The sequence below is a fragment of the Streptomyces sp. NPDC059003 genome (genome assembly GCF_042740445.1).
Classification (GTDB): domain Bacteria; phylum Actinomycetota; class Actinomycetes; order Streptomycetales; family Streptomycetaceae; genus Streptomyces.
On sequence record NZ_JBHYJH010000273.1, the window covers coordinates 1 to 8196 of the forward strand.

8 protein-coding genes and 3 pseudogenes are annotated in these 8196 nt (G+C 69.4%); 3 read left to right on the forward strand and 8 right to left on the reverse strand.

Going from position 1 to position 8196, the window contains the following annotated elements; translation table 11 throughout:
* The 4 genes and pseudogenes from ACFWZ5_RS43045 to ACFWZ5_RS43060 all read right to left on the reverse strand — a co-directional run.
* Window positions 1-717 (reverse strand): annotated as a pseudogene (locus ACFWZ5_RS43045) (integrase); the annotation flags it as partial.
* Between the two features lie 41 nt (window positions 718-758).
* Window positions 759-995: a hypothetical protein gene (locus tag ACFWZ5_RS43050; RefSeq protein ID WP_384892521.1), complete on the reverse strand. Its 237-nt coding sequence runs from the start codon at window positions 993-995 to the stop codon at window positions 759-761.
* Window positions 995-1789, reverse strand: coding sequence for a hypothetical protein (locus tag ACFWZ5_RS43055; RefSeq protein ID WP_384892523.1), 795 nt, complete (start codon window positions 1787-1789; stop codon window positions 995-997). Before ACFWZ5_RS43055 ends, ACFWZ5_RS43050 begins: the two co-directional genes overlap by 1 nt.
* Window positions 1786-2583: a TnsA-like heteromeric transposase endonuclease subunit gene (locus tag ACFWZ5_RS43060; RefSeq protein ID WP_384892526.1), complete on the reverse strand. Its 798-nt coding sequence runs from the start codon at window positions 2581-2583 to the stop codon at window positions 1786-1788. Before ACFWZ5_RS43060 ends, ACFWZ5_RS43055 begins: the two co-directional genes overlap by 4 nt.
* Window positions 2584-2878: 295 nt before the next feature.
* Between ACFWZ5_RS43060 and ACFWZ5_RS43065 the strand changes: the two are divergent.
* A pseudogene (locus ACFWZ5_RS43065) lies at window positions 2879-3277 on the forward strand (recombinase family protein); the annotation flags it as partial.
* Window positions 3278-3401: 124 nt separating this feature from the next.
* Window positions 3402-3557 carry a hypothetical protein gene (locus ACFWZ5_RS43070; RefSeq protein ID WP_384892540.1) on the forward strand — a complete coding sequence of 52 codons (156 nt, stop codon included), beginning with the start codon at window positions 3402-3404 and terminating at the stop codon, window positions 3555-3557.
* 362 nt (window positions 3558-3919) lie between these two features.
* On the opposite strand, the gene ACFWZ5_RS43075 is transcribed toward ACFWZ5_RS43070, so the two are convergent.
* The 4 genes from ACFWZ5_RS43075 to ACFWZ5_RS43090 all read right to left on the reverse strand — a co-directional run bounded on the left by ACFWZ5_RS43075 (window position 3920) and on the right by ACFWZ5_RS43090 (window position 5884).
* Window positions 3920-4402 (reverse strand): transposase, encoded by a 483-nt coding sequence (locus ACFWZ5_RS43075; RefSeq protein WP_384892528.1) that lies wholly within the window; start codon window positions 4400-4402, stop codon window positions 3920-3922.
* A gap of 467 nt (window positions 4403-4869) precedes the next feature.
* On the reverse strand, window positions 4870-5163 hold the full coding sequence (locus tag ACFWZ5_RS43080; protein ID WP_384892537.1) for a transposase: 294 nt from the start codon (window positions 5161-5163) through the stop codon (window positions 4870-4872).
* The gene (locus tag ACFWZ5_RS43085; RefSeq protein ID WP_384892531.1) at window positions 5094-5447 is read right to left on the reverse strand and encodes a hypothetical protein; all 354 of its coding nucleotides are present in this window, start codon (window positions 5445-5447) and stop codon (window positions 5094-5096) included. The genes ACFWZ5_RS43080 and ACFWZ5_RS43085 overlap by 70 nt, the downstream gene beginning before the upstream one ends.
* Before the next feature lie 164 nt (window positions 5448-5611).
* On the reverse strand, window positions 5612-5884 hold the full coding sequence (locus tag ACFWZ5_RS43090; protein ID WP_384892534.1) for a hypothetical protein: 273 nt from the start codon (window positions 5882-5884) through the stop codon (window positions 5612-5614).
* A gap of 1600 nt (window positions 5885-7484) precedes the next feature.
* On the opposite strand from ACFWZ5_RS43090, the pseudogene ACFWZ5_RS43095 reads away from it, so the two are divergent.
* A pseudogene (locus ACFWZ5_RS43095) lies at window positions 7485-8196 on the forward strand (SWIM zinc finger domain-containing protein); the annotation flags it as partial.

The following is an 8196-nucleotide window of genomic DNA, read 5'->3' on the forward strand; positions in this document are numbered from 1 at the left end:
CTCCAGGAGGCCGCCGACCGCCTCGGCAACGGCGTCCTCGGCGACCGGGTGGCCCCGCTCGCGCAGGTTGCGCACTTCGTGATCCCAGGCGAGTTCCCCGAAGGGAGTGGCGGTGGTCGACAACAGCCGCCAGGGGACGGTGATCCAGCGGCCCTCGTGGTGATCACGCAGCCAGAGAAGCCTGATGTCGTAGGGGGCATGACGGACCTCCCACCGGTTCTTCCGCTCGGTGATCCCGGACTTCACCCGGCGCAGTCCGTTCAATTCGTCGCAGTCGTAGATGCGGTGATTGACCTTGATGCCATAGGAGTTGATGGCCTGCCAGCGGGTCGGCAGCAGCTTGAGATAGTCCTGCGCGCTCAGCGCGAGCGGCAGATAGCCGGCCGTCTCCACCAGCGCGGACTTCTCGTTCGGAGAGAACGTCCGCCCCGGCGTGAGCGGGTCCCGGAGCCCGTCATGGGCCCTGGTCTGCCAGCACGAACTGATCCACTCTTCGAGAAGTTCCTGGAGCTGGTGCAGCGACCACAGCGGCGCGTCCTCGACCTTGCGGCCCCGGTGCTCGGCCGAGCGGCCGGTGTACCCCGTGATGAACTGAGCGAGCAGTGAGGCTGAGCCCAGAGTTCTTTCGATGTGAGGCTTGTGGGTCGGAGTGCGGGGCGGTGCGTGGATCACTTCGGTGCCGAACGCGTTGCAGGCGGCGTGGAAGTTCTTCGACAAGAACGCCTTCCCGCCGTCCACCACGATCGCCCCCGGAATGATCAGAGCAGCGCGGAGTGCTCCATCCGCAGAGCCTCCGGCCAGCCCGGCCGCATCGTCGCCGGAGTCACCGAACGGGCCAGCAACAGGGCCGCGTCCACCGACTTCGTCGTCGGCCGCAGCACCGCCGCTGTGATCGACCGGGTGGCAACGTCGACCATGCCGACCATCTCGCACCGGTCCACCACCCCATTGTCCAGCCGCACCAGCACGTCGAACGGCGTGGAGTCGATCTCCATCAGCTCGCCCGGCCGGCAGACCGCCATCCGGTCGAAGGCCCCGTCGGGCTGACTGGCCAGTGAGCGACGGGTGCGGGCCGATCCGGTCGTGTGCCGCCCGGCCTCCAGCCGGTTGAAGAGGCGGTAAAACGTCGCCCGCGACGGCATCGTGACCGGCGGACCGTCCACTTCTCCACCGCCCGACCGACCCGTGTGAAGTAGTAGCTGACAGTTCGGGTCGAGCCGTCCGCGGCCTGGTCCATCAGCTTCCGCAGCTCGTCCACGACCCTGGGGTCCACCTGCCCCCGCGCCGGGCGGCGTGGAGAGTGACGCCCGCCCACCATGCCCAGCACCCCGCGCTTATGGAAACGCTGGCAGCGACGCCGCACCGTGTGACGGCTCACCGGGTGCCCCAGCTCCACCGACAACTCAGCTGCCTTTGCCGCCTCCTCCCGGTCGGCCAGCGACCGCGAGGCCGGGTCATACTCGGGACGCGGGACCGTGCCCGCTGGGGCATCCGGGGCCAGTCCGGTCAGCACCTCGGTCATGTGCCTGTGCCACCACAGGGCCTTCTCCGCCAGACCGGGCTCCAGCCCGTCCAGCAGGCCCGGAGGCAACAGCCAGCCCGGTCCCGAGCCGACCACCTCGAAACCGGGCGCAGTCATCAGCGTCGGCAGATGCATCGCGCTGGACTGCCCCAGCCCGTCCGCGAGCCGCACCAGCATTCCGCTGATCCCCACGACCGTATGCACCGTCCCGTCGAACCACACCCGGTCCCCGGGCCGGACCACGGGCGGCCGCCGGATCACGCTCAACGAATCCGCTCCGCCGGTTTGACCATGCTGTCAGGCCCCAACACCGCTTTGCCTAGATCGACATGGAGGAGCTGTCGCCAGAGCAGGTGATAGAGAACAGGCAGCACCTCCAGCCGGTCGCCGACCCGGCCCGCCCCCGTGAACAGCCCTTCCGGAGCGGCGAATACCTTCAGCAGGGCCTGCCGCCGCTCCGGCCGGTCGTAACGGGGGTGGCGGTAGCCTGCCAGCCACTTCACATTCGCCAGCAGCACCGCCTCCACCTCCCCGACCCGCGCAAACCGCCATCCGGCCAGCTCACAGGCCCGCTCGGTCGCCGCAAACGCCTCCGCGTCATCGGGCTCGATGCGGTTGTCCGGGCGGACGTCGACCACCAGGCCCTCCCCGTCCGCGCGGCGGGCGAAGAAGTCCGGCACGTGCCCGCGCCGCCCCCGGCGAGTGGGCCAGAACAGTCGGAACGGCTGGGCGGCGAGCCCCTTTACCTGCGGATCGAAGTCCAGCAACATCGCGTGGTGCCGCTCAAGGTGCGACTCCACCAGCAGCGGACCCCGCGTCGTCGCGGCCCAGTACTGCCGTGTCACCGACTTCTGCCCCGGATAGGACCGCACCGTACGAACCGGCGGCAGCCGCCCGAACGGCTCCGTCCAGCACTCAGCCAGCTTGACCCGGCGGCGTACGCCATCGGCATCGACGTACTCGACCTCGAACCCCTCGGGCCTGGAACCCGCGACCTCGCCAGTCCCACTTCGTTCGATACTCGCAGAAATGAGTAGTTCTGAGAGGCTGCGGGCCCTCACTGGACCGTGTCTGATTTGGCCCTGATCTTTGTTCTCACAACCTCTCGCAAAACAGCTTTTACACAAAGCCCCTCGCGATAGGTTCTGCGACATGCCAGAGCTCGCCGAACCGGCCGCCGCCGTCGAACAGTTCGACTGCCCCACCTGTGAAGTGCCGGGCGGAAGCACCTGCCGCACCCGCGGCGGCAAGGTCGCCCCGAAGTACCACACCCCGCGCTTCATGCTCGTCCCCCAGCTCCGCGCCGAGCTCGAAGTCCGCACCCCGGCCAGCCGGGGGCCGGGGCGCGCGTGGGAGATGGGCTCGGCCATCGACGCCGCAGTGCCCGAGGCCGCCACGAAGCCCACGAGATTGGGGTACGCCCGTTGCAGCACCGCCCAGCAAGAACTTCAGAGCCAACTCGATGCCCTGGCGGAGGCCGGTTGCGATCCGGTCTTCTCGGAGAAGATCAGCACCCGGATCAAGGTCCGGCCGGAGTTCACCAAGGCGATGGGCTTCGCCCGCACCATCAAGAAGGCCGTCCCCCACCAACGAGTGATCTTCACCGTCCACGAGATGAAGCGCCTCGGCCGCGGCGCCGCCGAGCTCCTGGCCATCGCCGAGGACCTGCGCCACCACGACATCCAGCTCGAACTCCTCACCGGCCCCCTCCAAGGGGTCTACGACCCCTCCGGGCACGGCGCCGCCCTCTTCGCGTTCTTCGCCGGCATGGCCGAGTCCGAGCGCGAGTACATCCGAGAGAAGTCCCTGGAGGGAGGGCCAAGCATCCGCCCGCGAGCGCGGCCGCCACGGCGGGCTCCCCAAGGTCGTCGACGACGACATGGTCGCCTACGCCCGCAGCCTGCGGGCCAACGGCGTACCCGTACCGCAGATCGCCCAGAAGCTGGTCATCACCTCGGGCAAGAACAAGGGCCAGCGCCCCTCGGTCGCCACCGTCTACCGCATCCTCGCCGAGGATCCCGACGGCGCAGAGTGAGCCCGGACGCCCATCAAAGGTTTCAAGATCAACTCATTGCCCCTTTGACCCGTATCTCGATACCCCTGGATGGGCAGACGGGCAAGTGGGGGCCGTGACGAGACGGCGCCTGTTCGCGGCATGGTCACGGGCTGATCCTGGAGTCGTGGGCGGGAACGTTGTCCCGTACTTCCTTACGCCGCCTGAACGCTCTCTGGCGGCAGGCGGCGGAGCAGTAGCGGCGGGCTCCGGTCCGGCCCAGGTCGATGAGGATCCCTCAGTGCCAGCTGCCCGTGAGCCGCTGCTCGATGACCATCTGCAGCGCATCAATGGCTTCCAGCAGACCAGAGACCACCTGCCGGGAGGTGCCCGGCAGCGGCAGATCATCCAGCCAGCTCCGGCCCGGTGCGCTTCAGCAGCTGGACCCGCGGTCGCAGCCGTAGTGGGCCAGAAACCGAGTGGATCCGGTTACACAACAAACTGCGCAGTCGTACCAGTTGGGCCCAGTGGCGGAGTACGGCCCGCTGCTCGCGCGCAGTCGGCGGCGCGGTCCATGCCTCCGGCAGCAGATCCGAACGCAGCAGATGAGCCAGAGGCGCCGCGTCCACCTTGTCATTCTTGAGCTGCGCCGAGGCGATCGCCTTGCACTGCAGCGGATGCGCCATATGCGGCTCGAAGCCGTAGTCCTGGAGCAGCTCGATCAGCCAGCCCCAGCCGAACGCGGCCTCGAACGTGACGGGTGTGCCCACCGGCAGATCCCCGATCACACCGAGCACGGCCCCCCGGCCGTTGGGCACATTCCGGTTCACCGCAGTCCGACCGCCCTCATCCATCACCGCGATCTGTGACCGTCGGGCGGTGCACATCGATCCCGACGTAAGCCTGCTCCCGGGCCTCCTCCCTGAGTACCGAACCACCTGGACCGATGGTCCTCCCCGCCAGCGTGGCCGTCGCCCTGGCCCTCATAGGGTCCTCCAGAAGGGGCGGAGCCGGTCAAGTGCGGTGGTTGTCCGCCTTCTTCCCGCCGGTCGTCGGGAAGAAGGCGTGCGCGGGTAGGGGGATGGGTTGCTTCCGTTCCCCTGATGGGTGTGCTGTGAGCCCGCCGAGGCGAGGCGTTGGGGGGTGTGCTTCTCACCAGGTGTGATGCTGAAGTAGCGGCGCTCCGGCTGCCGGTCATCCATCCGCCGCGTCCGCGTGCGTATGTGTCGGGTGCGGGGCGGCATGGTGTGGTTCGGCACACGACCGACGGGATCAATCAGGTATTCGGCCTCGCCGCGGTGCGGGGGCCAGGCCCCTATGGCGATCACGCGTCGGTCGTGGGTCCGGATGCTGTTCACCCCCTGTCCTGGCGGGTCACGCAGCGGACTTCTCCGTCGCGCAGCCCGTAGTACACCAGGGTGAGCAGCTTGCGGGCCGCGGCGGCCTTGGCAATGTTGCGCGCCTCGGTGCCGCGGCAGGCCTCGATGCGGTTCCGGTAGGCGCGCATCGGGGTGCTAACGGGGGCATGCTGGACGGCCGCGACGGCGGCCCAGCGCACCAACTTGGAGCCCTGCTTGGTCAGATGCCCGCGCCGGGCCACCGTGTCCGACTCGCGGTGGCGCGGGGTGAGCCCGGCCCACGAGCACAGGTGTTTCGGGGTGGGGAAGCGGGTGACGCGCCGATCTCCGCGACGAACACCGCGGCCAGGACCGGGCCGATGCCACCGATCGTCTGGACTGCGCGATAGTCGGCGCGATCGGCGGCGATCTCCTTGTCGAGCCGGGCCAGTTGCCGGTCGAGTTCGCCCATCACCTCGCGCAGCGCGCGCAGCCGCGCCTGGTAGCCGGCAGGCACCGGCAGCTCGTCAAGGAACACGGCGCCCGCCGTGCCGAACAGGTCGCTCATCGGCACCGCGATTCCCTTGGCCACCACTCCGTGAGCCTGGTTGCGGCAGCTGGTGCGCAGATTGACCAGCTTGTGTCGCCCACGCACCATCTCCCGCAGCTACCAGGTTTCGGGCGGGGCCAACCAGGACTCCGGCAGCCGTCCCAGTCACAGCAGGTCGGCCAGGTCGGCGGCATCCCGCTCGTCGTTCTTCACCCGCTGGAGGTGAACGCCTTCACCTCCAGCGGGTGGGCCAGATGAACCTCGGCGCCAGCCTCGGCCAGCGCGTCGGCGGCCCAGTACCAGCCGAGGGTGGCTTCCAGGACCACCTTCGCCTGGGGCCCGGCGTTGGCGATCTCGCGCTTGAGCCGAGACGGATCATTGTTGAAGCGGACCATCTTGCCCAGCCGCTGCCCGTCCGATGCCATCCGCACGAGTACGGACCGGCGCCGGTGCAGGTGCAGGTCCATTCCCACCCACTGCACACCGTCGTACGGTGAACCCGTCGAGGGCCTCTCCGAGTTCGGTCTCCAACCTGAACCGAGCATCCTGCGCACCCGGCAGGAGCGGAAGGCCCCGCCCCTTCATCGCATCAGTACAGACGGCGTACTGACAAGTCGATCACGACTGGGCGTCCGCCCACCGGCTCGTCCGCAACATGCCTCACATACAGGGAGTGCACCCAGTTGGACTCCGTCGCGCACTCCGGCAGACAACCGCGGCATCATCCCTGGTCCGGGCCGCGATCCGCAGCAGATCACCCCTGGCCTCCACTGTCCCGACCCGCACCGCGGCCAGCAGCGGCAGCAGGTCCTACAGCCGTGTCTCACACGGCACCAGGATGACGCCGCCAACCAGACGACACCACAGGCCAGTTGATACGATCACCGGCTACGAAAATCTGGCAAGACCCAAACGATTTACAGACCCGGGGCGTCCGCCAGGAGCAGGTCGTGCATCTCGGTGTCCGTGTGCCGGTGGGTGGGGCGATTCCGCCTTGGTCGATGGTGGTGTGGCGGTTATGGATCGTGGCCGGGCGGTGGCGCTGTGCTGGCGTGCGGGGTGGCTGGGCGGGGGACTCCAGCCGATGAGGGCCGCGGCGGCGGCCGCGCGGGCCTCGCGTACGTCGTCCTGGCTGACGGTGGGGTCTTCTTCGATTCCGGTAAGCCAGGTGCAGACGTCGATGGGGTGCCAGGACGTCAGGTCTGCGGGGATGGTGAACGGCATCCTCGGTGTCCTTCATCTGCTACGGACTGATTCTGGAGTGTGGGCGCAGGAAGGCGCCCGGTGGTGGAGTGGAAGACTTCCGGCGGAGCAGGGCCAGCGTGGGCCGGTCCGGCGGTCTGGTACGGCCCGGCCCGCTGGCTTGTGACCGTGTAGGGCATACACCCAATGGAATCTAGGTGCTCGCGATGCCTGGTACGAGAGCCCGGAGCCGCCCGGGGCTCCCACCGGACCGTCGGGACTGGACCGGCCCACCCTGCTGAGCTTGCCCGCTGCCGTGGCCAGTGAGACGGCGCATGCCCCGGCGCCCGGAGGCATCCCGGGGGCGTGCGCCAAGGGCGCCGGGAACCCGGTGAACGGTCTGCCCAGGTAGAACGGCGGGTGTCGGGCTGCAGAAGCGGCCAGAATGGCGGTCCGGGAGGATGGTTCGGGACTGTTGTCGGCGGCCAGGCTCGCCACGCAGGGGCCCAGGCGACCGAAGACCGTGCAGATACGCCGGCACACGACGCCCCCCGTTATCCCAGTCGGCCGGTTCCAGGCCGGGTTGTTCTCCCGTGTGCCCCGGCGTCGGCCGGGACGGGATGCGAGAGCCACGCGTACAACGGGAGCCACCCGCTCCGGACCTGCTGCCCGCGCCCGCTTCGCCGTACGGTCAACCCGCTGACCCGTGCCACCCGATCCGGCGGCCTCCTGCGCGGCACACAGCAGCGGGCCGGACACGTTCCGCGGCTCATCTCGCTGCTCCACGAGTCTGTCCGCGGGTCCGGCCAGGGGCGGGGTCCGGCTCGGTCACACACCGTGGCTGCGCGTCTTTTCCTGGGGGCCTGCGGGCGCAGGGTGGGGCCTGTTTGAATGGGGAGTATGGCGCAGGGGCAGGGTGCGGGTTTCACCGAGGATGATCTGCGGGCGCTTTCAGGGGAGCGTTCCTTTGCGCGGGGGCTCGGATACGGTGACGGCGGTGGAGGTCGGTGGCGGGTGGGTTACAGCCACGGTACACGGGGGTGACGCGTATGCGGTCGAGCTGTCGCTCGGTGCGCGGGCTGGCCTGGCCGGGGAGTGCGACTGCCCCTACGGCCTGGAAGGAAACTTCTGCAAGCATCTGGTCGCGCTCGGCTTGAGTGTGCCCGCCCGGGCCTGCCGCGGCTGCGGGCCAGGGCCCAGAAGCGGGCCCGTCAGCTGGAGGAGTGGCTGGCCGTGCTCTCCCAAGGCGAGCTGCTCACGCTGGTACGAGAACAGGTGGCTGCCGACCGGCGGCTGCGCCGCCGCCTGGAGGCCCGCGCCGCCGCTGCCGGAGGGGACCTGGCCGAGGCCCGGGCCCGCATCCCCGAACTCCTCGACCCCACCCCCTTCGCCCGCTATGGATACGTGGAGTACGCCGACGCCCACGGCTACGCCGAACAAGCCCTGCAGACGGCGATGGTGATCACCACACTCGTCTCGGGCGGGCGCGCGGCGGACGGGATCGGTCTGGCCCGGGAGGCGATGCGGCTGCTGAGCGGGGGCCAGGACGCGATCGATGACTCCGACGGGCATCTGGCCCGGATCGGCGCCGCCCTGGCCGACGCCCACCCAC

Coding starts and splice junctions, on each gene's coding strand:
- ACFWZ5_RS43050 (WP_384892521.1), bottom strand. CDS start 995: ATGGAGATCGACTCCACGCCGTTCGACGTGCTGGTGCGGCTGGACAAT.
- ACFWZ5_RS43070 (WP_384892540.1), top strand. CDS start 3,402: ATGGTCGCCTACGCCCGCAGCCTGCGGGCCAACGGCGTACCCGTACCG.
- ACFWZ5_RS43075 (WP_384892528.1), bottom strand. CDS start 4,402: ATGTGCACCGCCCGACGGTCACAGATCGCGGTGATGGATGAGGGCGGT.